Raw genomic sequence first — 25,435 nt, forward strand, 5'->3', positions numbered from 1 at the left:
CTTCATGCGACATGGGAAATCTTTTTGGGACAAGGTAATGCTATCTTCGGACTTGGATGGCGATCTACGTGCGCGAGGCCGGCTTTGGCGCGACCCCATGCGTAACGCGCGCCCGGTCCGCAGTGTCTTCTGGATTCGCCATGACAACGCAAACCATCCGCTTTTATCACCAGGGGGCCGTCCGTGAGGTCGCGGGCGTTCCTGCGTCGCGCACCGTGCTCCAGCACCTGCGCGAAGATCTGCATTGCACCGGCACGAAGGAAGGCTGCGCGGAGGGCGACTGCGGCGCCTGCACAGTCGTCGTCGGCGAACTTGACGCGCACGGCGGCCTCGCGCTGAAAGCGGTCAATGCCTGCATCCAGTTCCTGCCGACGCTAGATGGCAAGGCGCTCTTCACCGTCGAAGACCTGCGCGCCGCCGACGGCGCCCTGCACCCCGTGCAACAGGCCATGGTCGACTGCCATGGTTCGCAATGCGGCTTCTGCACGCCCGGTTTCGTGATGTCGATGTGGGCGCTGTATGAAAATCAGCCGGCCGCCGCCGGCCTGCCCACCCGCGATGAAATCAACGCCGCGCTCTCCGGCAATCTGTGTCGCTGCACCGGCTACCGGCCGATCGTCGACGCTTCGCAGAAGATGTTCGACTATCCGCAATACCCGCGCGTGACGCTCGACCGCAAGGCCGTCGCGGATCAGTTGCGCGAACTGCAACGGCGCGACAGCTTCGAATACCGTGCGCCCGACACGCGTGGCGCCGCGTTCGGCTCACCCGCCTTTCACGCACCCGTCTCGCTCGACGCGTTCGCCAAGCTCCGCGCCGACCATCCGCAAGCGCGGCTGCTGGCCGGCAGCACCGATGTCGGCCTGTGGGTCACCAAGCAATTCCGCGATCTTGGCGACATTCTGTATATCGGCAACGTCGCCGAATTGAAGACGATCGAGCGCGACGCGCAGACGCTGACAATCGGCGCCGCCGTCACGCTCGAAGATGCGTATGCGGCACTCGCCGTCGACTACCCCGAACTTGCCGAACTGTGGACGCGTTTTGCGTCGCTGCCGATCCGCAATGCCGGCACGCTCGGTGGCAACGTCGCGAACGGTTCGCCGATCGGCGATTCGATGCCGGCGCTGCTCGCGCTCGGCGCCGAAGTCGTGCTGCGTCACGGTCCGAAAACGCGCTCGCTGCCGCTCGACGCGTTCTGCCTCGGCTACCAGAAGACCGCACTCGCGGCCGGCGAATTCGTCGCGGCGCTGCGCGTGCCGCGGCCGGCAGGCAACCTGCGCTTTCGCACCTACAAAGTGTCGAAGCGTTACGACCAGGACATCTCCGCCGTGTGCGCGGCGTTCGCGCTGCACCTCGGCGAACACGGGGTCATCGAGCAAGCGCGTATCGCGTTCGGCGGCATGGCGGCCACGCCGAAGCGGGCCGCGCAAACCGAAGCCGTCCTGAATGGCGCAAGCTGGGACGAAAGCACCGCGCGGCAAGCCATGAATGCGCTCGTCGCCGATTACCAGCCGCTCACCGACATGCGCGCGTCGAGCGCGTATCGATTGAAGGTGGCGCGCAATCTGCTGTGGCGCTTTCACCTCGAAACGCGCGATGACGCGCCGCTCGCCCTCTTCGACGTGAACGCGTTCGCGTTCGAAGCCGGGGCGCCGGACGCCGCCGTTGCGAAGGAGCCGTCGTGATGAACCGGACCGATGCTTTCGTCGAACACGCTGGCCACGTCGCTCACGAGAGCGGCGCGGCGATCGGCGTCTCGCTGCCGCATGAATCGGCTGCGCTGCATGTGAGCGGCGAAGCCACTTACACGGACGACGTGCCCGAGTTGCAAGGCACGCTGCATGCGGCGCTCGGCCTGTCGCGCCATGCCCATGCGCGGATCGTGTCGATGGATCTGGACGCGGTCAGGAAAGCACCGGGCGTAATCGCCGTGCTGACCGCCGAAGACATCCCCGGTGAAAACAATTGCGGTCCGGTACTGCACGACGATCCGATTCTCGCGGTCAATGAGGTGCTCTACCTCGGCCAGCCGGTGTTCGCCGTGATCGCCGAAAGCCACGAGCTCGCACGCCGCGCCGCCGCGCTGGCGAAAAGCGACGACGTGATCCGCTACGAACCGCTTGAAGCCATTCTCACACCCGCCGATGCCAAAGCCGCGAAGCAGTTCGTCCTGCCGCCGCTGCATCTGAAACGCGGCGAGCCGGATGCAAAAATTGCCACCGCGCCGAACCGGATCAGCGGCACGTTCGAAGTCGGCGGCCAGGAACAGTTCTATCTGGAAGGCCAGATCGCCTACGCCGTGCCGAAGGAAATGGACGGCATGCTCGTCTACAGTTCGACGCAGCACCCGAGCGAGATGCAACAAGTAGTCGCGCATATGCTCGACTGGCCGCAGCACAATGTATTGTGCGAATGCCGGCGCATGGGCGGCGGCTTCGGTGGCAAGGAATCGCAATCGGCGGTGTTCGCCTGCGTGGCCGCACTCGCCGCGAAACTGCTGCGCCGTCCGGTCAAGCTGCGCGCCGACCGCGACGACGACTTCATGATCACCGGCAAGCGCCACGACGCGGTCTACGTGTACGAAGCAGGCTTCGACGACAGCGGGCGTATTCTCGGCGCGCGCGTCGAAATCGCGTTGCGTGCAGGCTATTCCGCGGATTTGTCCGGCGCTGTCGCCACACGTGCTGTCTGCCACTTCGACAACGCGTACTACCTGTCCGATGTCGACATCGTCGCGCTGTGCTGTAAGACCAACACGCAATCGAACACCGCGTTCCGCGGCTTCGGCGGTCCGCAAGGCGCGCTCGTGATGGAAGTGATGCTAGACAGCATCGCGCGTCAGTTGAACTGCGATCCGCTCGAGGTGCGCCTCGCCAACTACTACGGCATCGGCGAGCGCGACACGACGCCGTATGGACAGCGCGTCGAGGACAACATCATCGCGCCGCTGACCGACGAACTGCTCGCTACGAGCGGCTATCGCGCGCGCCGCGAAGCAATCGCCGCATTCAACGCAGGCAGTCCGGTGCTCAAGCGCGGCATCGCGTTTTCGCCGGTGAAGTTCGGCATCTCGTTCAACGTGCCGTTTCTGAATCAGGCCGGCGCGCTGGTGCACGTGTACAAAGACGGTTCCGTGCTCGTCAATCACGGCGGCACGGAAATGGGCCAGGGGCTCAATACCAAAGTCGCGCAAGTGGTCGCCAACGAGTTCGGCTTGCCGCTTTCGCGCGTGCGGGTCACGGCAACCGATACTTCCAAGATCGCGAACACGTCGGCAACGGCCGCGTCCACCGGCAGCGATCTGAACGGCAAAGCGGCCGAAGCCGCGGCAAAGACCATTCGCGCGCGGCTCGCTGAACTCGTCGCCAAACAACTCGGCGGCACGGCGAACGACGTGCAATTTGCCAACGGCGAGGTATCGGTGAACGGCGGCGCGATGCCGTTCGAACAATTGGTCGGCGCCGCGTATCTGGCGCGCGTGCAGTTGTGGTCGGACGGTTTCTACAGCACGCCGAAAGTGCATTGGGATGCGAAAACGCTGACCGGTCACCCGTTTTATTACTTCGCCTATGGCGCGGCGGTGTCGGAAGTCGTGATCGACACGCTGACGGGCGAGTGGAAACTCGTGCGTGCGGACGTGCTGCACGACGCCGGTCAGTCGATCAACCCGGCCATCGACATCGGTCAGGTGGAAGGCGGCTTCATTCAGGGCATGGGCTGGCTCACCACCGAGGAACTCTGGTGGAACCGCGATGGCCGTCTGATGACGCACGCGCCATCCACCTACAAGATTCCCGCGGTCAGCGACACGCCCGCCGCGTTCCACGTGCAGCTCTATCAGAACCGCAACGCCGAGCCGACCGTGTTCCGCTCGAAGGCTGTGGGTGAGCCGCCGTTGCTGTTGCCGTTCTCGGTGTTCCTCGCGATTCGCGACGCGATCGCGGCTGCGGTGCCAGATGCGCAAGAGGCGCCGCAGTTGCGCGCGCCGGCTACACCCGAAGCGATTCTCGACGCACTGGACGCCTTGCAGCCGCAGCCCGCGCCGCAACCGGCAACGGCACCAGCGACGAACGACACGACCGCGTGAAAAGAAAACCCCGCGGCCTGACGCGACACGAACGCGCCAGACCACACTCAACCGGCCGCACGGACACCCCGCGCGGCCACGTATGGAGAACGCCGGATGCAAGCCTGGCTACCTGACCTGCAACAACTGCTCGCGCACGGCGACGCCGCCGTGCTGGTGACGGTCGCGCGCGTCGAAGGTTCGGCGCCCCGCGAAGCCGGCACCAAGATGATCGTCACGCGCGATTCGGCGAAGCACACCATCGGCGGCGGACACCTCGAATGGAAAGCCATCGAGACCGCGCGCCAGGTGCTGCGCGACGGCATGCGCTCGCCGCATATGCGTCGTCTGGAGCGTTTCGCGCTCGGCCCGAGTCTCGGTCAATGCTGCGGCGGCGCGGTGATTCTCGCTTTCGAGCGGCTCGATGTGGGCGACCTCGGCTGGATCACGACGCTGGCGAAACGCGTGGCCGCCGGCCAGTCGACAGTGCGTAGCGTATCATTCGGCCCCGCACCGGATGCGGTGATGCTGTCCGACCCCGAGCCGGGCGTCGACGCCGCTGACTGCCTGCTGTGGGACGGCGCCGGTTTCGACGACAGCGGCGCGCTGCTGACCGAAACCATCGCGCCAGGCGACTTCTCGGTCGTGCTGTTCGGCGCCGGTCACGTGGGCGCCGCGCTGGTTCGCGTGCTGGCCACGCTGCCGTGCGCGGTTCGCTGGGTCGACGAACGCGACGCGCAATTTCCGCCCGCGGAAACGCTGCACGCGCCAAACGTGAAGATCGATCCGAACGACGCGCCCGACGAAGCCATCGACCAGGCCGCGCCGAATACGTACTTCATCGTGATGACGCACAACCATGCGCTCGATCTTGAGCTGGCCGAGCGCATTCTGCGGCGTGGCGACTTCGCGTTCTTCGGCATGATCGGCTCGCATAGCAAGCGCAAGCAGTTCGAACATCGGCTGGCCGCGCGCGGTCTCGATCCGTCGCTGATCGCGCGGATGAAGTGCCCGCTCGGCGTGGACGGCATTGTCGACAAGTCGCCGGAGATCATCGCGATCTCGGCGGCGGCGCAGGTGCTTCAGGCCGTCGAAGCGAACGCGGGCGTGCATCACGCCACGCAGACGGTTTGATGCGCGGCATGTCGTCGATACGACGCTTACGCATGCGGCGCACGATGACTCCAAAAGCGATTCAACAAACTTCTGACCGACCATGACTACAACGACTGTTACCCCCACGCCGCTCGCTGAAAAAACCGCGCTGGCACCGAAGGCCGAACTGCATATTCATATTGAAGGCTCGCTCGAACCCGAACTGATTTTCGCGCTCGCCGAACGCAACGGCGTGAAGCTCGCCTACGACTCGATCGACGCCCTGCGCGCCGCGTACGCATTCACCGACCTGCAATCGTTCCTCGACATCTACTATGCGGGCGCGAGCGTGCTGCTGCACGAGCAGGACTTTTACGACATGACGATGGCGTACGTCGAGCGCTGCCTCGCCGACAACGTGATTCACAGCGAAATCTTCTTCGATCCGCAGACTCACACCGAACGCGGCGTGCCGATCGCGACCGTCGTGGCCGGCATCGAACGCGCGCTCGCCGACGCGGAAAAGCGCGGCATGACGAGCAAGCTGATTCTGTGCTTCCTGCGTCACCTATCCGAAGAAGACGCGCTCGCCACGTTCGAAGAAGCGCTGCCTTTGTTCGAGCAGTACAAGCATCGCCTGATCGGCGTCGGTCTCGATTCGTCGGAACGCGGCCATCCGCCTTCGAAGTTCGAACGTGTCTTCGCCAAGGCGCGCGCACTCGGCCTCAAACTCGTCGCACATGCCGGCGAAGAAGGCCCGCCGTCGTATATCTACGAAGCGCTCGATCTGCTGAAAGTGGACCGCGTCGATCACGGCGTGCGCAGCATCGAAGATCCGGCGCTCGTCACGCGTCTCGCGGATTCTCGCGTCGCGTTGACCGTGTGTCCGCTGTCGAACCTGAAGCTCTGCGTGTTCGACGACCTGACCAAGCACACACTGAAAGACCTGCTCGATCGCGGCGTGGCCGTGACGGTGAATTCCGACGATCCCGCGTATTTCGGCGGCTACGTGAACGCCAACTATTTCGCCACCATCGACGCGTTGAAGCTCAACGATGCCGAGGTCTACACGATCATCCGCAACAGCTTCGAAGCGTCGTTCGTCACGCCCGAGCAACGCAGCGAACTGATCGCGAAGCTCGACGCGCACTGGCACCCAAGCGGTCCGCACTGACGGGCCGATATATCGCAGCCGGCGGCGGCATGGGTTCGACTGAGAGCCAATGAACGAACCGTCGTCCGGACTGTGCAGCTTCCCACAATCGGAGACGGTTTTTCCATGACTCAATCTGCCAACCCGGCCAAAGCAGCCAAATCGGCCCAAGCGGCATTCCGCGCGCAACTGCTGACCTTCAACGGCGATCCGGCGCAATCGTCCAGCGCGGCGGTCTTCAACGAGGACGGCCTGCTGATCGTCGAAGACGGCCATGTCGTCGCGGCCGGAGCATATGCCGCGCTCGCGCCGCAACTCGCGCCCGGTACGCAAGTGCAGGAAATGCGCGACAAGCTGATCGTGCCGGGTTTCATCGACACGCACATTCACTATCCGCAGACGGACATGATCGCGTCGCCAGCGCCGGGTTTGTTGCCGTGGCTCGAAACGTACACATTCCCGACCGAGCGCCGCTTCACGGATCCGGCCTACGCGCGCGACACGGCAAGCTTTTTCGTCGACGAACTGCTGGCCTGCGGCACGACGACCGCGCTCGTGTATTGCACGGTTCATAAGGAATCGGCCGACGCGCTCTTCACCGAAAGCGAAGCGCGCAATCTGCGCATGGTGGCCGGCAAGGTGCTGATGGACCGCAACTGCCCCGAGTTCCTGCGCGACACCGCGCAATCGGGCTACGACGACAGCGCCGAGCTGATCGGCCGCTGGCACAATCGCGGCCGCCAGATGTATGCCCTCACGCCGCGTTTTGCGCCGACCTCGACCGAAGCGCAACTCGAAGCGTGCGGCGTGCTGGCGGGCAAGCATCCGGACATCTTCATTCAGAGCCACGTCGCGGAAAATCACGACGAGGTGAAGTGGGTCGCCGATCTGTTCCCCGGCCACCGCAGCTATCTGGACATTTACGATCACTACGGTCTGCTGCGTCGTCGCGCCGTGTACGGCCATTGCATTCACCTCGACGCGGAAGACCGCAAACGCATGGCGCAAACCGGCACGGTCGCCTCGCATTGCCCGACCTCGAACCTGTTTCTGGGCAGCGGCCTGTTCGACTTCGACAAGGCCGATGAAGCCGGCATGCCGATCGCACTGGCGACGGACGTCGGCGGCGGGACCTCGTTCTCGATGCTGCAGACCATGAATGAGGCGCACAAGGTCGCGCGTCTGGGCGGCCATCATCTGACGGCAACGCGCATGTTCTATCTGGCGACCGCCGGCGCGGCCGAAGCGCTCGATCTCGCGGACAAGGTCGGCACGCTGAAGCCGAAGTCGGAAGCGGACTTCGTCGTGCTCGATCCGCGCGCGACGCCGCTGCTCGCACGCCGCACCGCGCGCACTGAAACATTGGAAGAGTTGCTGTTCGCATTCGCGCTGCTCGGCGACGATCGCGCGATCTATGAGACTTATGCGGCAGGCAAGCGCGTGCATCGTCGCGATGATGTGCGGCAGAGTGCGTCGAGCGCGGCGAGGATCGCTGCTTGAGTTGGTGAGTTACGCAACTGAATAGAAAACGGCGCTTCGATCCCGAAGCGCCGTTTTCTTTTAATGCCCACCGCAAGACCAACTCACCGCTGCATGCACACCTCATGCAACGCATTCAACCGACGCACCGGATCGGCCACATACGGATTCGTCTCGTCCCACGCATAACCCGCCAGCACCGCGCTGATCATGCGGCGAATCGACGGCGTCTGCTCCGGATAAAAAATGATGTCCTGCAACGCACCCGAATACCAGCGCTCGACAAAAGCGCGGAACGTATCGATCCCCTTGCGCAACGGCACGTCGTAAGCGGCCGACCAGTCGACCTGCTCGCCGTCCAGGTGCCGGTTCAACGTCTGCACCGCAAGATGCGCCGAGCGCAGCGCGATCGTCACACCGGACGAAAACACCGGGTCGAGAAACTCGCCCGCATTGCCGAGCAGCGCGTAACCCGGCCCATGCAAACGCTCCACGTTCGCCGCATAGCCGCCGATGTGGCGCACCGGCATCAGGAACGGCGCGTTGCCGATCAGGCGGTTCAGTGTCGGTTCCTGCTGGATCAGCGCGCGCAGCTTTGCGTCGCGCTCCGCGTCGGGCACGTCGAGGAAACTCGCCTCGGCGACACACCCCACCGACGAACGGCCACCCGCCAGCGGAATCATCCAGAACCACACGTCGCGATGTTCCGGATGCGTCGCCACGCAAATCTTGTTGCGGTCCGTCATGCCCGCCGGAATGCCGTCCTGCACGTGCGTGAAGATCGCGGCGCGCGTCGGCATGCGCGTCGGCGCTTCGAGGTTCAGCAAGCGCGGCAGCACGCGGCCGAAGCCGCTTGCGTCGAACACGAAACGCGCTTCGATCTGATAAGCGTGATCCGCTTCGTCGATCACATCGACCAAAGGCGTGGCGCCCGTGTGAACCGCGCGCACCGTATGGCCGAAGCGCACATCGGCGCCCTGCTCCGCGGCGCAGCGAATCAATATGTCGTCGAATACCGCGCGTTCGACCTGATACGTGGTGCCCCAACCGGGCGAATGCTTGTCGCGAAAGTCGAACGCCGACGACTGGTCGCGATACACGAAATGCGCACCGTTCTTGTACTGAAAGCCCGCTTCGACCACGGCCCGCAGCATGCCAGCCTCTTCGAGGTAAGCCATGCTTTGCGGCAACAGACTCTCGCCGATGGAAAAGCGCGGAAAGTGCTGGCGTTCGAGCACCAGCACGGAGCGCCCGGCTTTGCGCAACAACGCTGCCGCAACCGCGCCTGCCGGTCCGGCACCGATGATCACGACATCGACGGTCGTGCGCTTTGACGAATGTGTACTCAAATTTGCCTCAATCGTTTGGCTTGCCCGGAGCAGCGTTTCGCTGCATCCTTACGTCTCGTTACAACTTCGCTTCAATGCCCCGAAGAATGTCTTCGGGGCGGGCACAACAAGAACGCTATTTCGCCGGGAGCCCAGCGTGTCGCCATCCGAAACATCCAGTGTGCCTTTCGTGCCGGAAACGGCGTTCGGGATCTGGTTCCTGCGTACCTATACTTGGGAACATCATGTGCTGCGGGTCGCGATCAACGACCTCAAACGCCTGATCGACACGCCCTTGCCCGAGGCGCCGGTGATCGTCGACGTCGGCTGCGGCCAAGGCATTTCATTCCGCTTGCTCGCCGATGCGTTCAAGCCGCGCCGCCTTGTCGGCATCGACTTCCATGAACCGTCGTTGACGCTCGCCGCTCAGGCGGCAAACGCCTGCCGCGACAAGCTGGCGGATATCGAACTGCTGCACGGCGACTGCGCGAAACTGCCGCTGCCCGACGCGAGCGCCGATATCGTGTTCTGCCATCAAACTTTTCACCACCTCGTCGAGCAGGACCACGCGCTCGCCGAGTTCCATCGCGTGCTCAAACCGGGCGGCGTGCTGCTCTTCGCCGAATCCACCGATGCGTACATCAAATCGTGGGTAATCCGGCTCCTGTTCCGTCATCCGATGCACGTGCAAAAGAGCGCCGGCGGCTACCTCGACATGATTCGCCGCGGCGGCTTTAACTTCAGCGAGCGCAACGTGTCGCTGCCCTACCTCTGGTGGAGCCGCGCGAAAGACTTCGGTCTGCTCGAACGGCTCGGCCTGTCTCATCCGCAACCCGGCAAGCGTCGCGAAACGCTGGTCAATGTCGCGGCGGTCAAGCCGGTTAATCCGTAGCAAGGCGCGCGGCAAAATACGCAGCAAGGCACGCGCCTGATGCGATAAAACAGCGCGAGGCGGCATACACCGCCTTCGCGCTTGCCTTGCTCGCATGCGCGTCACTCCGCGCCGGCTCGCGCGGACCCACGCTTACTTGCGCAACGTCACAACTTCACCCGTCAACGCGACGCCGGCAACCACGGCGCCCGCGCCGCACGTGTACTCGGTGGCGCTCTCACGCAACTCGTTCTTGTAGTTGCTCTTGATGTTGATCACCGCGTTGCCGCCTTCCTTGCGCGCGCGTTCCTGCAACTCGATCACCGCCGAGAGGAAAACGTGCTGGCAGGCTTGCAGATCGCTCTTGCCGAACGCGTTGGTCTTCTTGTTGGTGGCGAATTCACCCATCGTCTTCACGACTGCCGGGTGGCGCTGACCCGCGAAATACAACCCGATGTCTTCGCTCACTTTGCCCGGTTCGCTTTGCAAGGCCTGCTCGACCGGAAAGTAGCTGACCGTATCGCGAGCGAAGGCCGGCGCAGCGCTCAGCGTGGCAAACGAAGCAAACAATGCGGCAAACAGCAGATGACGTTTCATTGAGACTCCTTGGTGGTTGTTGTTGCTCTGTGAGTTCTTTTTCAATCAGCCTGGTTCGGCTCAGTTCGATTCCAGCACGACGAGTTGACCGCTTACCGCAATCGCGGCGGCGCTCGGACTCACGCCGCAGGTGAATTCGGTCGACGAGTTGCTCTCGGTGCTATGAAAACGCGTCGACACATCGATCACGGCATTGGCGTGGCGTTCGTTGGCCGCCGCGCGCAGTTTCTGCATGGCTTCGGCGAGCGCTGCGTGACAGGCGTCGTCGGGACCGGCGACCTTGCGCGCGATCCGCACGGAGTACGACACGTCGCCCAGTCGGCTCTTGACCGCCGGGTGGTTCTGTTGCCCGAAATACACCGGCACGTTGCCGCGCGATTCGCCGCCGGCCGCGGCGAGCGGCAGCGACTTCACCTGCGTGGCGCAACCTGCCAACGTCAACGCCATGACTGCCAATGCGCCCAGTACACCTGTTCTTTTCATTTTTTTCTCGCCTTCGTTCTTTATAAAATCGCGGCCGTTTCAGCCGCCCTGCCATGCCTGGAACACCAAACTCGCGCAACTTCCGCCGAACCCGTACGACACCGACATCGCCGTGCCGATGCGCGCGTCGCGCGCTGTGCGCACGAGCGGCATGCCGTCGAGCGCGGGCTCCGGCGTGTCCATATCCGCAGTGCCCGCGATAAAGCCATCGCGCATCATCAGCAGCGTGTAGATCGCTTCGTGCGCGCCGCAGGCGCCGAGCGGATGCCCGGTCATGCCCTTGGTCGACGAAAACGCCGGCACGCGATGATCGAACGCCGCGCCGAACACTTCGTTCAACGCGTGCAGTTCTTCAAGGTCGCCGAGCGGCGTCGACGGTGCGTGCGTGTTGACGTAGTCGGGCCGCTTGCCCGCTTCGTTCAGCGCGCCGCGCATGGACCGCGCAATCCCCGCCGCGCGCGGCGTGACCATGCCGCTGCTGTCCGTGCAGTCGCCGAAACCGGTGAGCTCGGCGTAGATACGCGCGCCGCGCGCGAGCGCATGATCGAGCGATTCGAGCACCAGCACGCCGCCGCCCGACGCGATCACGAAACCGTCGCGCTCGGTGTCGTACGGACGCGAAGCACGCTGCGGCGTGTCATTGAAGCGGCGCGACAACGCGCCCATTGCGTCGAACATCAGCGTCATGTTGTCGTGCAGCGACTCGCTGCCGCCGGCCAGCACGATCTGCTGACGGCCGGTCTGAATCAGTTGCATCGCCTGGCCGATAGCGAGCGCCGAAGTCGTGCACGCCGACGACGGCGAGTAGCTCACGCCTTCGAGCCCGAACACCTGCGCGACATTGGCCGACGCGGTGCTGCTCATCGCGTGCGGCACGACATAGGGCGGCACTTTCTCGACGCCGCGTGAACTGGCGATCGTCATGGCCGCGTCGTAGCTCAGCATGTTGCCGACGCCCGAGCCGATCACGGTGCCCGCGCGCGGCGAACGTAGCGCCCGAGCGTCGAGTCCGGCATCGCTGATCGCTTTACGCGCGGCATGACACGCGAAGCGCGCGGTGTCGCCCATGAAGCGTTCGAGCTTGCGCTCGAACGGCGTCTCATGCGCGACCGAGGCAACGCCCGCCACCTGTGAGCCGAAGCCCCGCTCGCGCCACGCGTCGATCCGTTCGATCCGCGAGCGGCCCACGCGCAAGGCAGCGGAGACTTCGTCGAGCGTATTGCCGAGACACGACACGATCCCCATGCCGGTCACCACCACGCGTTGCAACGCCACGCTCATCGAACGCGCCTGAAAATCAGCGACGTATTGATGCCGCCGAACGCGAAGTTGTTGCTCATCACGTACTCGGCGTCGATCTCACGGCCCGCGCCGACAATGTAGTCGAGCGGCGCGCAAGCCGGGTCAATATTTGTCAAGTTCAAGGTGGGCGCATACCAGTTGCGCTTCATCATCTCGATGGTCCACCACGCTTCGAGCGCGCCGCACGCGCCGAGCGTGTGGCCGACATAACTCTTGAGCGAACTGATCGGCATGCGCGCGCCGAAGGTCTGCGCGGTCGCATGGCTTTCGGCGATGTCGCCGCGATCCGTCGAGGTGCCGTGCGCGTTCACATACTCGATCGCTTCGGGCGGCAGTTGGGCGTCGTCGAGCGCGAGCCGCATTGCGAACGCCATGGTTTCGGCGGTCGGCTGGGTCATATGCGCGCCGTCCGAATTGCAGCCGAAGCCGACAATCTCCGCGTGAATCCGCGCGCCGCGCGCAACCGCATGCTCATATTCTTCGAGCACCAGCGTAGCCGCGCCTTCGCCGACCACGAGGCCGTCGCGCGCGGCGTCGAACGGACGCGGCGTCAGATGCGGCTCGTCGTTGCGCGTGCTGGTTGCGTACAGCGTGTCGAACACGGCGACGGCCGGACCCGACAATTCCTCCGCACCGCCGGCGAGCATCAGCGTCTGCTTGCCGCTCTGGATCGCTTCATACGCGTAGCCGATCGCCTGGCTGCCCGACGCGCAAGCGCACGAGGTCGGAATGATTCGTCCTTTCAGATCCCAGAACAGGCTGACGTTGACCGCCGTGGTGTGCGGCATCATCTGCACGTAGCTGTTCGACGTGACGTCGCTCATCGAGCCGGTTTCGAGCATCGTACCGAACGCGCGGATCGGCTGCACCGAGCCCGACGACGAACCATAGGCGACGCCCATGCGGCCGTCCTTGATGGTGGCGTCGTCGGCGAGGCCCGCGTCGGCGAGCGCGAGTTCGCTGGCGCGCACCGAGTACATCGACACCGGCCCCATCGAACGGGTCTTCTTGCGCGGATAGTGCGCGGGCGCCGTGAAATCCGGCAGCGGACACGCGAGCCGCGTATGCAGCGATTCGAAGTAATCCCACTCGGGCATGCGGCGCACGGCGTTCACGCCGCTCTTCAAGCGCGTTTCGATCACGTCCCAGCTATCGCCCAATGCCGTGACGCCGCCCATGCCGGTTATGACGACGCGCTTCATCAGATCATCCCGCCATTGACGCCGATCACCTGACGCGTGACATACGAGGCCGCATCCGACATCAGGAAGCTGACCACGGACGCCACCTCGGCAGGCTGGCCGACGCGGTTCATCGGCACCGTCTTGAGCGCCTGTTCGAGCGGCATTTCATCGAGCATGCCGGTCTCGATCAGCCCCGGCGCCACGCAATTGACGGTGATGTTGCGCGACGCCAGTTCGACGGCGAGCGCCTTGCTCGCGCCGATCAGGCCGGCCTTCGCCGCGCTGTAGTTGACCTGGCCGCGATTGCCCATCACGCCGGACACCGAAGCGATCGTGACGATGCGGCCGCCCTTGCGGGCGCGCACCATCGGCATGGTCAATGGATGGACGACGTTGTAGAACGAGTCGAGACCGGTTTCGATCACGATGTCCCAATCTTCTTCGGTGAGCGCGGGGAACGCGGCGTCGCGCGTCACGCCCGCGCTGCATACGATGCCGTAGTAGGGCCCGTGCGCCGCGACGTCCGCTTCGAGCACTTCGCGGCACACCGCGCGCTCGCGCACGTCGAATTGCAGCACGCGCGCCGTGCCGCCCTGCGCGGCGATGCCCGTCGCCACCGCATCGGCTTCGCTGCGCCCCGTGCGGCAATGCACGGACACCGCGAAGCCGTCGGCGGCCAACTTGTACGCAATCGCGCGGCCAATGCCGCGGCTTGCGCCGGTAACGAGAACACGCCGGCTCATGAACTGAAACTCCCTTCAATGAATGACTGAAAATCGCGCGGTTGAAAAACCTTGATGACGGCTTCGGCGCACACCGCGTCGCCGTGCCGGATGGTGCATTCGTAGGCGCCATGGCCCTCTTCGCTGCGCAGCAGTTCCGAGACGTGCACCGATAACCGCGCGCCGCCCGCAAACGACGGCTGCAATGCCTTGTAGCTGCGCGAGCCGAGCAGCACGCCGGGGCGCGCGCGGCCGCCGCCGCGCATGGCCAGCAACGCGACGTGCGCGGCGATCGCCTGCGCCATCAGCTCGATGCCGATCCACGCGGGCATGGCGCCGTCGATGTCGGCATACCAGGCGTCGGCGCGCACCGTGGCGCGCGCGCTCAGCGTTTCTTCGCTGAATGTGTCGACCGAGTCGATCAGCAGCATGGTGCCGCGATGCGGGATGATCGCTTCGATCGGCTGCTGGAGCAGTTCGTCAACGGTGGGCGTCGGGTTCATCGCGTGGCTTATCGCGTGGTTCATTGGGCAACTCATCGGGCAAGAACGAGGCTGACGTTGCTGCCGCCGAACGCAAATGAATTGCTCATTGCGTATTGCGCGCCGCCGCGCGGCATGAAGCGTTCGCTAACGACCAGGTCCAGTGCGGGCAACGCGGGATCCGCCTCGCCGTCCCACAGATGACGCGGCAGCGGCACATCGTCGTGCGCCAGCGAGAGCCACGTGAACGCGAGTTCGGTGGCGCCCGCAGCGCCGAGCTGGTGGCCGGTCAACGGCTTGGTGCCGCTCGTCGCCACGCCTTGCGGAAACACGCGCGACATCAAACCCGCTTCCATTTCATCGTTCTTGCGTGTGGCGGTGGCATGCAGATTCACATAGCCGATCGCCGACGACTCGATGCCCGCATCGGCCAGCGCCGCGCGCAAAGCGAGTTCACCGCCCACGCCTTGCGGGTCCGGCGACGAAATGTGATGCGCGTCGCTCGATTCGCCGACGCCCGCGAGCCGCACCGCCGCTTCGTCGCGGCTCATCAGGAACACGGCTGCGCCTTCACCGACGTTGATCCCGCAGCGGTTGCGGCTCATCGGATTGCTGCGCACGTTGCTGGTCGATTCAAGCGATGCGAAACCCTGCACCGTCAGCTCGCACAACGAATCGACGCCGCCCACCACGACGGCGTCGCACAGTTGCAATTGCAGCAGCCGGCGCGCGGACGCAAAGGCCTTTGCGCTCGACGTGCACGCAGTCGAGATGGTGAAGGCCGGACCATGCACACCGAGCACGGCGGCAGCAAACGGCGCCGCTGTGCCGATTTCCATTTGCCGGTAGTTGAAGTTCACGGGCAGATCGCCCGCTTGCGCCTGATAGACGAACGCCGCTTCGGCGGCTTCGATACCCGACGTGCTGGTGCCGAGCACCACGCCGATGCGATGCGCGCCGTAGCGTTCGCGCGCCGCCTCGACAGCGGGCGCGATTTGCGTCAGCGCGGCGAGCAGCAGGCGGTTATTGCGGCAGTCGTAACGGGCGAGTTCGGCGGGCGGCGCCAGCTCCAGCGGCGCAAGCACGCTGCCGACGAACGCCTCGCCGATCCCCGTATGCGCGTTCGCCATACCCGGCGAATGACCGGCGGCGAGCGCCGGGACAATGCTGTCGAGGTCGCCGCCGAGCGCGTTGATCATGCCGAGCGCGTGCAAATAAACTGATGGCGCTTTCATGCGGCCCTCCTTGATTCCAATGGCATGCCGATCGGCGCGAGCAGCACCGAAACCGCAATGCCGAGCGCGAGCGTCGCGCCGAAACTCTCCAGCGCGGGCATCGCGCTCATACCGAGCATGCCGAACGACAACAACGTCGTAGCCGCCGACAGCAGCACGCCCGTCCACACCGCGCCGAGATCCGCGTCCGCGCGCAGGCAGCCTTCGCGCAGGAATACGGCATAGTTTGCGCCCACGCCGAGCACGAGCATCAGCGCGAGCCAGTTGAACAGATTGAGCGGTACGTGCGCATAGCCGAATACGGCGAGCGTGACGCCCACCGCGAGCAGCACCGGCAAGGTCACGGCGATGCCCCCACGCACTTTGTATCTCAGCATCAACAGAACGAGCACGAGTGCAAGCGCGCCGCCGAGCCACCAGCCGCTATCCACGCGATACGCGCCGAACAGTTTCGACACGCTGGCGGCCTTGTCGACGAACACCACCCCGGACAAGCCCTGCGCGGCCGCGATCAACGCGGGTTCGTTCTGCGGCGTCACGCCCTGCGGGATGACGACCGCCGCATAGGCTTTCGTCGACGAATCGACTTCGCCAAGCCAGAGGTGTTTGTACGGTTGCGACCACGGCGTCGCGAGCCACGTATCGATCGTGAGCGGCGCTTGTGGTTTCGCGTACGCGGCGAGCCAGGCGTCGGCCACTTCGTCCTTGAAACCGGCTTGCAGGAGCGTGGCGCGCAATGCGGCGCGGTCGTTGAAAACATGCTGCGAAAGCAACGCACGATCTTCATTCTGCTGTTTCGCGGACGGCACGAACTGCGCAACCGACTGATAGCTGCCGACCTTGTCCGCGGTGCCGTTCAACGCATCCAGTTTCGTGCCTAATGCTTCCGCGCGTTGCAGCACGACCTCGGGCGTCTCGCCGCGCACGACGAAAAACTGCGCACTGTTATCCACGCCGACCGCCGCGCGCACTTTGTCTTCCTGCGCGACGAGCGCCGGATCGCGCTGGATCAGCAGATGGATATCGTCGTCGCTGGTCAGGCGCAGCCAGCCGGGAATCGCCAGCAGCAGCAACAGCGCCGCCACGAACCACGCCCGCCTGCCGCCGATCGTGCGATGCCACACCGTCAGCACGCGCGCCGCACCTGCAAACACGCGCTTGGGGCTGCGTTTGGGCGCGCGGGTGAGCAACGCGGGCAGCAGCCAGAGCACGGACGCGAACGCCGTCGTAATACCGGCAATCGCGAAGCAGGCGATCTGCTTGAGCGCGGGAAACGGCACCCACGTGAGGATCGCGTAGCCGAGCAGGCTCGTCGCGAGCGCCACGCTCAACGCGGGACGCACGGCGCGCGCGCCACGCCGCGCGTCCCAATCGCGTTGCGCGCCGAGATACACGACGAAGTACTGAATCGAATAGTCGACGGCCTCGCCGATCAGGCTCGCGCCGAACACGAGCGTCAACAGATGCAGCTTGCCGAATACCAGCATCGTCACCGCCAGCGCGCAGACAATGCCGAGCGCGGTGGACACGAAGCCGAGCAACAACAGACGCGGCGAACGGAACACCCACATCATCAGCAGCGCGATGCCGCACAGCGACGCGAGGCCGATCAGATGCACTTCATGTTCCGACGCGCTGCGTGCCGACTCGGCGTAGAACACGGCGCCGGTTCGCGCCACGGAGACATCCGGGAACGATTGTTTTAATGTGCTTTCGCCTTGAGCGAGCGACGCGAGTACCGCGTGCTGCGTTTTGGTTTCGTACGCAGAGCCCGGCAGCGTCGCGACGATTAGTACGCTGGTGGCGGCACCTTGATGCGCGACCAGCATGTTGTCTTCGAGTTCGAGATTCGATGTGGCAAGCGGCAGGCCGCCGAGCCAGTGTTCGAGCCAGCCGAACGGATCGTCGGAGAGCGGCGTGGTGAGTCCGCCGCGCAGCGGGCTGTAGATGCGCTGGGCGAGCGCGTCGTGCAACGTGGTGGTGCCGACCGTGCCACTCGCGAGCGCCGCCCGGTCTGCAGGAGCCAGCAAGCCGAAACGATATGGCATGTACAACGCCGCGATCTGCGATAAATCGAACGGCGGCAACTCGGCCGTCACCGAACCGAACGCCCCGCTCTTTTGCAACGAAGCGCCGAGTTGTTTCGCCGCGGCTTTCGCATGCGCGTCGTCGTTGCTGGTAACGAGAAAAACGGTGCGGTCGCCGAGCGCGCTCGCCAGTGTATCGACCGCCTTTTCGGCGACCGGATCTGCCTCGGTCGCCGGCAACAACGCGAGCAGATTGGTTTGCAGCGGCGACGGTCCCGCGAATCGCCAGCCGCAATACAACGCCGCAGCGAGCGCGAGCAGCAGCCACGCGGCGCGCATACCCCACGCCTGTTTCGCGGATCGCTGTTGCAGCATGTCCATTACGGCGCTCCGAGCAGACCGCGTTCAGCCGCGGTGAGTTCGGTCACGGCCGCGCTCTTCGTGAATTCGAGTTGGGTAATGTCACCGTTCGCGAGCGTGATGCGCAAGCGCTGCAGATAGTCGCCGCCGTTCATCTCCAGACCTTTGATCGACTGCGCGATCTGCGGCTGATTCGGCGTGAGTTGCATACGCCATTGCGCGGCGCTGCCTTCGGCTTGCACGTCGAATTGCGAGTACAGCGCCGATAGATCGCCGCCGAGCATCGCGCGCATCATCTTCGAGACTTGCGCGACGCCGCGCGTGCCTTGCGCGCTGTGAGCCGTGACGCGTTGGCCGTTGGCGTTGACTTCGGTCACGCCGGCATCGGTGATCACGTAGGTGGCTTTGTATGGCGTGTCGATCTGCCAGATCACGCCACGTTCGCGGAAGAACAGCAGCGAGCCGGTGCTCACGAGCGGCTGCTTCATCGCGGCGAGCGTTTGCGTCTGCGTGAATTGCGCGCGCACGCCCTTGGCCTGCGCGAGATGCGCGGCGATCTGCGAGACGAGCGCGGGATTGCCGGGCGCGGCCTCTTTCGTCGATGCCAACGCAGCCGACGTAGGCTCCATCCCTACAACTGTCGCGGCAAGTACGCTCACCACGCTCAAAGCGCCCGCGATCACAGCGCGCAAATTCATCGTGCCCATACGCGCTCCAGCTTCTCAAACACGACCGGCGGCGAGACGAACTGCAACTCCTGGGTGGCGGCATCGACCGCGACCTGAATCGTATAACCCTTGGTCAGCCGCGTACCGGTCGCGCAATCGACGATTTCATAGCCTATTTTCAAGCGGTTTTCGTGTTCGAGCAGTTGCGTGCGCACTTCGATCTGCTGACCGTAGGTAGCCGGCTTCACGTACTTGAGATGCGCCTCCACGATCGGCCACAGATAACCCGAAGCCTGCATCTCGCGATAGTCGTAGTCGAACGCGCGCAACAGCGCCGCGCGGCCGATCTCGAAGTACTTCAGATAATGGCCATGCCAGCAGACGTTCATCGCGTCGACATCGTGGAACGGCACTTCCACCGTCGCGCTCGCGCTCAACACTTTGCGGGAACCGGTCATGCGCTCGGTCCTCCGCGAGAGTCGCTCGCAAGATCGCACGCGGCAATGCGCGCGGTCAGCGCGCGCAGCTCGTGTTCGAGCGCGCGGTCTTCGTCGACGAACGGCGACTGCGCGCCCACGCTGTCCATGAACGCCTGCAGCGGCGCCGGCACCGGCGTCGCGCTATCGATCTTCAAGCGCAGGCGCGCGGCTTGCACCGTCGCGAGCGTATGCGCGGCGGCGACCTGTTCGGTCAGTTCCAGCACGCGCAGACAGTCGCGCGCGGCGATCGTGCCCATGCTGACCTTGTCCTGATTGTGCGCCTCGGTGGAGCGCGAAAAGACGCTCGCGGGCATCGTGTTCTTCAACGCCTCGGCAGTCCATGCGGACGACGAAATCTGCACCGCCTTGAAACCGTGATTGATCGCGGCGCGCGCGGGCGCGGCGCCCGACAGATTGCGCGGCAAGCCGTTGTTAAAATTCACGTCGACCAGCAATGCGAGTTGCCGGTCCATCAGATCGGCGAGATTGGCGACCGCGACCTTCAACGAGTCCATCGCGAAAGCGATATGGCCGCCGTAGAAGTTGCCGCCGTGCAGAACGCGTTCGTTGTCGGGATCGATCAGCGGGTTGTCGTTCGCGCTGTTCAGTTCGTTCTCGACATCGCGGCGCACCCACGAAAGTGCATCGCGCGCCACGCCGATCACATGCGGCGCGCAGCGAATCGAATAACGGTCCTGCAGACGGTGGCCCGGCGTGTCGTCGCGTCCGGACAAGTCATCGCGAATCCATGCCGCGGCTTCGGCCTGGCCGGCATGCGGCTTCACTTCGAAGAGCATCGCGTCGAAGTGCGCGGCGCGGCCGTCGAGCGCGACGGTGCACAGCGCGGTCAGACGCGCGGTGAGCCGCGTCAGATGATCGGCGCGCGCGAACGCGAGACAGGCGAGACCCGTCATCACGGCCGTGCCGTTCATCAGCGCGAGGCCTTCTTTCGGCGCGAGCGTGAGCGGCGCATGGCCGAGTTCGGCCCACACTTCGCGCACGTTGCGCAGCTGTCCTTCGAACATCACGTCGCGTTCACCTGCGAGCGCGGCGGCCACATACGAGAGCGGCGTGAGATCGCCGCTCGCGCCGACCGAGCCTTCCGACGGAATGCGCGGCAGCACACGGTGATTGACCAGATCGGCCAGACGTTCGAGCAACACGGGACGCACGCCGGAAAAACCATAAGCGAGCGAGTTGAGGCGCGCGGCGATCACCGCGAGCGTTTGCGCGTCGTCGAGATATTGGCCCATGCCACAGCCGTGATAGCGCGTGAGTTGCAGCGGCAACGCTTCGACCAGTTCCATCGGCACGTCGACCACACAGGCGTCCCCGTAACCGGTGTTGACGCCGTACACCGTCGCGCCCGCGGCCAGATGCCGGCGCAGGAAATCCGCGCCGCGCTGGATGCGCGCGCGCCATGCCGGATCGTCGCTCAAGGCAACCGGCGCGCGATGCTGCGCAATCGCGACGACCTCTTCGATCGTCAGCTTGCGGCCGCCGATCACCACCGCCGCGTCGTTCACATTTGCGCCCGCATTCGGCACATCGATCAGATCATGTTCGGCCATTCGCGCCTCGCTTGGGGCTGGCCCAGAAATCGAAGAAATTGAACCATTGATAAGGTGCCTTGCGGCAATAGTGTTCGAGACGCACGGCATAGCGCTGCGCCCACGCGGCGAGATGCTGCGCGCGTTCACGGCGCGGCAGTTCGATGCGCTCGGCGAACGGTTCGAAATACAGACGGTAGCCGTCGCGCTCTTTCAGGCAGAAGAACAAATAGACCGGGCAGCCGAGCGCATGCGCGAGCACGTAGGGACCCTGCGCGAACGGCGCGGTCGAGCCGAGGAATTGCGCCTCGGTCGTGCGGCCCGCTTCGTGCGCGGGCACGCGGTCGCCGACGATCACCAGCAGCTCGCCGGCATCGACGCGCTCCTGCATCATCATCGCGGTCTCGGGACCAAAGTCGCTGACTTCGAGCAGATGCTTCGCGAACTCGCTATTGGCCGAGGCCAGCACGCTGTTGAAGCGGCGCGCGTGTTCCGTATAGACGACCGCTGTGACCTTCGCATAAGCGCCCTGCGCGGCGAGCGCGCGGGTCATCTCCAGATTGCCGAGATGCGCGCCGATCACGAGCGCGCCTTTGCCGCTCGCCACCAACGCTTCGAACGCCGAAGGATCTTCGAATTTGACGTCGGCGTTGTTCACGCGCCCCGACCATGCCGCGAGTTTGTCGAAGCCCGATTGCGCGAACGCCAGCATATGGCGGTACGCGGACAGCCAGCCTGGACGCGGCGTGTCCGCGTGCGGCGCAACCTCGCCGAGATGCTTGAAATAGTTGCTGGAAGCTTCGCGCGCGGCGCGGCCCGTCAGCAGAAAATACGCGACGATCGGATGCAGCCACAGCGCGGTAAAGCGTCGGCCGAACAGCTTGCAACTCAGCGCGAGCAGCGACATGCCCAGATGACTGCCGCGTTCGGCGATGCGCCACCAGTCCTGTTCGTTTTCTTTGCCCTGCTCGCCTGCACGTGCGGAGCGACGCGGCATGACCTTGTGCGCGAGCAGCATCGGCAGACGCCACAGCATGCCGAACACGAGCCGCGTATGACTGCGGCTGATGCGCACGTTGTCCCACAGCACGTCGAAATGCGAGACGCCGTCGTTCGCGTAGGTGACGCGCGTTGCAATCGAGCGGAATGCCGCGCGCCGCCAATACAGACGCACGAGGATCTCAATGTCGAAGTCCATGCGTGTCGGCAACCGCACGCTGTCGATCAGATCGCAGGCCAGCGCCAGCGGATAAAGGCGAAAGCCGCACATCGAGTCGCGGATCGTCAGCGAAAGCGTTTCGATCCATACCCACACGTGCGTCAAATAACGGCCGTAGAGACGCGCTTTCGGCACGCTCTCGTCGTAGACCGGGCGGCCGAGAATCACCGCGTCCGGTTCGGCGCGTGCCGCTTCGATGAAACGCGGCACGTCGCTGGCGTCGTGCTGACCGTCGGCGTCGATCTGCAACGCGTGCGTGTAGCCCGCCTTGCGCGCGGCGCGCAATCCCGCCATCACGGCAGCGCCTTTGCCGCCGTTCACCGGCAGACGCAGCAGCGTGAGCCGCCCGGCGTACTGCTGCGCGAGCGTGGCGAGCACCTGCTGGGTAGCCTCGTCGCTGCCGTCATCGGCGACGAAAAACGGCAGGTCGTGAACCGCCAGATGCGCGACGGTCGAGCCGATCGCGTCCTTATGGTTGTAGATCGGAATGACGATGCATGGGGAGAACGTCGTCACGCGGCCTCCCCGTAGACGATCACGCCGGACGCGCATTCACGGCCGTTCATGCGATAAGCAAACTGCACCCGCCGACGCGTCACGTCGTGCGCGAGCGTGAGCTTGAGCACCGCGCCCGGCGAGACCGGCGCCATGAATTTCAGACGATCGATCGACGCCAGCGCGCGCACGCCCGGCACGTGCTCGGCGGCCAGACGCATCGCCCAATCGACCTGGACGACGCCAGGCAGAATCGGCAGACCGGGAAAGTGGCCGGCGAAATGCACGAGCGTGGGCGGCACGCGCAACTCGTAGTGCAGCGTGTCGCCGTTGCGCGCCTCGGCCAGCACTTCCATGCCCTCGCTACGCGGTGCGAACGCGGCCGCCACGGCAGCGACCGGCAGTTTGCCGCGTGCGTCGAACGGCAACGTGACGCGAAAACGCCAATGGCGCGGCAGCACGACGACATCGAAATATTCGGCGAGATGGCGGCGCAGGACTTTCGCGAGCGCCACACGGCCTTCGTCGCGCAAAGCCGCGCAGCCCGCTTCGGTCAGCGCTACGACCGCGCCGACGCGCTCGCGCGAGGCGCCTTCCAGCGGCACGATTGCCGCTTGCGCCACATACGGGTGCAGCGCGAGGCGCGCTTCCAGTTCCGGCAGCGAGACGCGTTTGCCGTCGAGCTTGAGCACGCGGTCGAGCCGGCCTTGCAGGCGGAAACGGCCCTCGTCGTCGAAGGCGATCTTGTCGTCGGTGCGGTGCCAGCCGGCGTGATCGAGATGCGGCGAGCGGACGTTCAGCGCGCCGTCGTCGTCGCGGCGCACTTCGATGCCGGACACCGCTTGCCAGGCGTCGGTCTGATCCTGGCGCCGCCACGCGATGCCGCCGGTTTCCGTGCTGCCGTAAATTTCAAGCGGCGCGGCGCCGTACGCGGCGGCGTATTCCTGTGCGGCTTCGAGCCCGAGAGGACCGCCCGATGAAAAGAACGCGCGCGGTGCCGGCGTCAGGTCCGCGAAACCGGGCAACGCGGGCCAGCGCGACAGTTGTGCGGGCGTCGATACGATCACCGCCGCACCGCATTGCTCGATCTGCGTTTGCAGATGCAACGGCTCGATGCTCACCGCGCGATCGAATGCGCGGCCGGCTGCGAGCGGCCATAGCACGCGGAACAGCAGACCGTAAATGTGGTGATGCGGCACGCTCGCAAGCATCGTCGCGTCGCCGACTAGCGCGCCCCACTGCTTTTCGAGCGTATGCACTTCGGCGTTGAATTGCGCGAGCGTCTTGCGGATCGGCTTGGGGCGGCCGCTGCTGCCTGAGGTGTAGAGCGTGAGCGGAGCTTGAGGGTCGATCGGGTAAGCGGCGCGGGATGTATGCGCCGGGGCGGCGTCGGCAGCAAACGCGGCCGGCGGCAAATCCGCGTCCGTCAGTACCACTTCATACGCGTCGGCGAGATCGGCGAGATAACCCGGCGTCGAGTTGGCCGGAATCACCGGCTCCTTGCCGCACGCGAACAGCGCAAAGAGCGCGCAGGCGAAATCGAACGGATCGTCGATGCACAGCGCGTAGCGTTGCGCGTCTCGCGTTTGCACGAGCGCGATCAGCGCGGCAACACGCGCGCGAAACGCCGTGCGATCGAGCAGCGTGGCGCCGTCCCGGCATACGGGTGCATACATCGCGGCAGCGTCATCGGCCACCGACAACAGATCGTGCAACGCGATCATGCCGCCTCCGAGCGTGCCGCGCGCGGCAGCACGACCAGATAACGCCAGATGACCTCAGCCACCAGCAGCACGCCGATCAGCACATAGGCGATCGCGCCGTTGTAGAGCGACCAGCTCGCCCGGCTCCAGTACACCGCCGTGTACGCGGAAAACACGCCGTTCAGCGCGAAGAACGCGCACCACACCTGGGTCACGCGCAGCGTATGGCGCACCGCGCCCGGCGGCAGATTCGGATTGCCGAGACGCGCGAATTTTTCGATCATCGACGGCCCACGCACGAGCGTCGCGCCGAACGCGATCAGCAAGCCCAGATTGACGAGCGACGGATAAAGACGCAACAGCAGCTCGCTATTGGTCAAGACGATCGCCGCCGACGCGCAGCTGAGCAAACCGACCACGGTCCAGTCGATCGAGGAGAGCCGCCGCAGCGAGGTCGCGACCGGCCCGCTGCCGGCCCAGCGCTGCAGCCACAGGATCGCGAACAGCATGCAGCCGACGTAGCGCGGCGTGTCCCATTTCCAGGCACACAGAATCAGCGCGGGGTACGCGAGCTTCAACAGCACCTGCACGACGGTTTTGCCCAGATGGCGCTCAGTGCCGGGCGAGGCATCGGCAACCCGGTCCGCCGCCGCTTGCGTTCGCGAGCGCACGGCGGACATCAGCCCTGTGCCGCCAGCAGCGATTCGACCGCACCGATCACATCGCCGACGGTGCGCACCGACTTGAACTCTTCCGGCTTGATGCGGCGCCCGGTCATTTCCTGCAGTTTGATCGCGAGGTCGACGGCGTCGATGCTGTCGAGATCGAGGTCTTCGAACAGATGCGCCTCGGGCGTGACGCGCTCGGGCTCGATAGCGAAGTTCTCTTTGAAGATGGCGCGGATGCGCTCCAGAATCTCTGCCTCGGACACGGT

22 protein-coding genes are annotated in these 25,435 nt (G+C 65.0%); 6 read left to right on the forward strand and 16 right to left on the reverse strand.

Annotated features, from left to right (window positions below; all coding sequences use genetic code 11):
* Positions 1-140 precede the first annotated feature (140 nt).
* The 5 genes from xdhA to guaD all read left to right on the forward strand — a co-directional run bounded on the left by xdhA (position 141) and on the right by guaD (position 7,817).
* Positions 141-1,688 (forward strand): xanthine dehydrogenase small subunit, encoded by a 1,548-nt coding sequence (gene xdhA, locus BPHYT_RS15080; protein ID WP_012434012.1) that lies wholly within the window; start codon positions 141-143, stop codon positions 1,686-1,688.
* Positions 1,688-4,090: a xanthine dehydrogenase molybdopterin binding subunit gene (gene xdhB, locus BPHYT_RS15085; protein WP_012434013.1), complete on the forward strand. Its 2,403-nt coding sequence runs from the start codon at positions 1,688-1,690 to the stop codon at positions 4,088-4,090. The genes xdhA and xdhB overlap by 1 nt, the downstream gene beginning before the upstream one ends.
* A gap of 96 nt (positions 4,091-4,186) precedes the next feature.
* Positions 4,187-5,203, forward strand: a complete 1,017-nt coding sequence (gene xdhC / locus BPHYT_RS15090) for a xanthine dehydrogenase accessory protein XdhC (RefSeq protein WP_012434014.1) — start codon at positions 4,187-4,189, stop codon at positions 5,201-5,203.
* 82 nt (positions 5,204-5,285) lie between these two features.
* The gene (locus tag BPHYT_RS15095; RefSeq protein ID WP_012434015.1) at positions 5,286-6,338 is read left to right on the forward strand and encodes an adenosine deaminase; all 1,053 of its coding nucleotides are present in this window, start codon (positions 5,286-5,288) and stop codon (positions 6,336-6,338) included.
* A gap of 105 nt (positions 6,339-6,443) precedes the next feature.
* The gene (gene guaD / locus BPHYT_RS15100; RefSeq protein ID WP_012434016.1) at positions 6,444-7,817 is read left to right on the forward strand and encodes a guanine deaminase; all 1,374 of its coding nucleotides are present in this window, start codon (positions 6,444-6,446) and stop codon (positions 7,815-7,817) included.
* An 83-nt stretch (positions 7,818-7,900) separates the two neighbouring features.
* On the opposite strand, the gene BPHYT_RS15105 is transcribed toward guaD, so the two are convergent.
* The gene (locus tag BPHYT_RS15105; RefSeq protein WP_012434017.1) at positions 7,901-9,145 is read right to left on the reverse strand and encodes an NAD(P)/FAD-dependent oxidoreductase; all 1,245 of its coding nucleotides are present in this window, start codon (positions 9,143-9,145) and stop codon (positions 7,901-7,903) included.
* Between the two features lie 136 nt (positions 9,146-9,281).
* On the opposite strand from BPHYT_RS15105, the gene BPHYT_RS15110 reads away from it, so the two are divergent.
* On the forward strand, positions 9,282-10,016 hold the full coding sequence (locus tag BPHYT_RS15110; RefSeq protein ID WP_012434018.1) for a class I SAM-dependent methyltransferase: 735 nt from the start codon (positions 9,282-9,284) through the stop codon (positions 10,014-10,016).
* Between the two features lie 132 nt (positions 10,017-10,148).
* Here BPHYT_RS15110 and BPHYT_RS15115 read toward each other — a convergent pair whose 3' ends face one another.
* The 15 genes from BPHYT_RS15115 to BPHYT_RS15185 are packed head-to-tail and all read right to left on the reverse strand — an operon-like array spanning position 10,149 to position 25,432.
* Complete coding sequence (locus tag BPHYT_RS15115; RefSeq protein ID WP_012434019.1) at positions 10,149-10,592, reverse strand: excinuclease ABC subunit A; 444 nt, start codon at positions 10,590-10,592, stop codon at positions 10,149-10,151.
* Positions 10,593-10,652: 60 nt separating this feature from the next.
* On the reverse strand, positions 10,653-11,075 hold the full coding sequence (locus BPHYT_RS15120; protein WP_012434020.1) for a hypothetical protein: 423 nt from the start codon (positions 11,073-11,075) through the stop codon (positions 10,653-10,655).
* Between the two features lie 39 nt (positions 11,076-11,114).
* Positions 11,115-12,356 carry a beta-ketoacyl-[acyl-carrier-protein] synthase family protein gene (locus BPHYT_RS15125; RefSeq protein ID WP_012434021.1) on the reverse strand — a complete coding sequence of 414 codons (1,242 nt, stop codon included), beginning with the start codon at positions 12,354-12,356 and terminating at the stop codon, positions 11,115-11,117.
* Positions 12,353-13,579 (reverse strand): beta-ketoacyl-ACP synthase, encoded by a 1,227-nt coding sequence (locus BPHYT_RS15130; protein WP_012434022.1) that lies wholly within the window; start codon positions 13,577-13,579, stop codon positions 12,353-12,355. Before BPHYT_RS15130 ends, BPHYT_RS15125 begins: the two co-directional genes overlap by 4 nt.
* On the reverse strand, positions 13,579-14,304 hold the full coding sequence (locus tag BPHYT_RS15135) for a 3-ketoacyl-ACP reductase FabG2 (RefSeq protein WP_012434023.1): 726 nt from the start codon (positions 14,302-14,304) through the stop codon (positions 13,579-13,581). Before BPHYT_RS15135 ends, BPHYT_RS15130 begins: the two co-directional genes overlap by 1 nt.
* Positions 14,301-14,786, reverse strand: coding sequence for a hotdog family protein (locus BPHYT_RS15140; protein WP_041759025.1), 486 nt, complete (start codon positions 14,784-14,786; stop codon positions 14,301-14,303). Before BPHYT_RS15140 ends, BPHYT_RS15135 begins: the two co-directional genes overlap by 4 nt.
* Positions 14,787-14,818: 32 nt before the next feature.
* Complete coding sequence (locus tag BPHYT_RS15145; protein WP_012434025.1) at positions 14,819-16,000, reverse strand: beta-ketoacyl-[acyl-carrier-protein] synthase family protein; 1,182 nt, start codon at positions 15,998-16,000, stop codon at positions 14,819-14,821.
* Positions 15,997-18,408: an MMPL family transporter gene (locus BPHYT_RS15150; protein WP_012434026.1), complete on the reverse strand. Its 2,412-nt coding sequence runs from the start codon at positions 18,406-18,408 to the stop codon at positions 15,997-15,999. Before BPHYT_RS15150 ends, BPHYT_RS15145 begins: the two co-directional genes overlap by 4 nt.
* The gene (locus BPHYT_RS15155; protein ID WP_012434027.1) at positions 18,408-19,094 is read right to left on the reverse strand and encodes a LolA family protein; all 687 of its coding nucleotides are present in this window, start codon (positions 19,092-19,094) and stop codon (positions 18,408-18,410) included. The genes BPHYT_RS15150 and BPHYT_RS15155 overlap by 1 nt, the downstream gene beginning before the upstream one ends.
* Entirely contained in the window at positions 19,082-19,513 is a 432-nt protein-coding gene (locus BPHYT_RS15160) for an acyl-CoA thioesterase (RefSeq protein ID WP_012434028.1), read from the reverse strand. The genes BPHYT_RS15155 and BPHYT_RS15160 overlap by 13 nt, the downstream gene beginning before the upstream one ends.
* A complete protein-coding gene (locus BPHYT_RS15165; RefSeq protein WP_012434029.1) occupies positions 19,510-21,105 on the reverse strand; it encodes an HAL/PAL/TAL family ammonia-lyase in 1,596 nt (531 codons plus the stop codon). Before BPHYT_RS15165 ends, BPHYT_RS15160 begins: the two co-directional genes overlap by 4 nt.
* Positions 21,092-22,819, reverse strand: coding sequence for a glycosyltransferase family 2 protein (locus BPHYT_RS15170; RefSeq protein WP_012434030.1), 1,728 nt, complete (start codon positions 22,817-22,819; stop codon positions 21,092-21,094). The genes BPHYT_RS15165 and BPHYT_RS15170 overlap by 14 nt, the downstream gene beginning before the upstream one ends.
* Entirely contained in the window at positions 22,816-24,522 is a 1,707-nt protein-coding gene (locus tag BPHYT_RS15175; RefSeq protein WP_012434031.1) for an AMP-binding protein, read from the reverse strand. The genes BPHYT_RS15170 and BPHYT_RS15175 overlap by 4 nt, the downstream gene beginning before the upstream one ends.
* Complete coding sequence (locus tag BPHYT_RS15180) at positions 24,519-25,181, reverse strand: COG4648 family protein (protein ID WP_012434032.1); 663 nt, start codon at positions 25,179-25,181, stop codon at positions 24,519-24,521. The genes BPHYT_RS15175 and BPHYT_RS15180 overlap by 4 nt, the downstream gene beginning before the upstream one ends.
* Complete coding sequence (locus BPHYT_RS15185; protein WP_007180827.1) at positions 25,181-25,432, reverse strand: acyl carrier protein; 252 nt, start codon at positions 25,430-25,432, stop codon at positions 25,181-25,183. Before BPHYT_RS15185 ends, BPHYT_RS15180 begins: the two co-directional genes overlap by 1 nt.
* Positions 25,433-25,435: the final 3 nt, after the last annotated feature.

This window comes from Paraburkholderia phytofirmans PsJN, assembly GCF_000020125.1.
GTDB lineage: Bacteria > Pseudomonadota > Gammaproteobacteria > Burkholderiales > Burkholderiaceae > Paraburkholderia > Paraburkholderia phytofirmans.